The 253-nt window shown below is 44.7% G+C and carries 1 protein-coding gene; it reads left to right on the forward strand.

Translation table 11 applies throughout. From position 1 onward, the window contains the following. A partial coding sequence (locus SB771_RS35845; RefSeq protein ID WP_410722148.1) for a CatA-like O-acetyltransferase occupies positions 1-253 on the forward strand: 253 nt, incomplete at both ends.

A 253-nucleotide genomic window follows, 5' to 3' on the forward strand; every position in this document is an offset into this window, starting at 1 on the left:
CGGCCTTTTTAAAGACCGTAAAGAAAAATAAGCACAAGTTTTATCCGGCCTTTATTCACATTCTTGCCCGCCTGATGAATGCTCATCCGGAATTCCGTATGGCAATGAAAGACGGTGAGCTGGTGATATGGGATAGTGTTCACCCTTGTTACACCGTTTTCCATGAGCAAACTGAAACGTTTTCATCGCTCTGGAGTGAATACCACGACGATTTCCGGCAGTTTCTACACATATATTCGCAAGATGTGGCGTG

It is taken from the genome of Burkholderia sp. SIMBA_051 (assembly GCF_046534915.1).
Taxonomy (GTDB): domain Bacteria; phylum Pseudomonadota; class Gammaproteobacteria; order Burkholderiales; family Burkholderiaceae; genus Burkholderia; species Burkholderia ambifaria.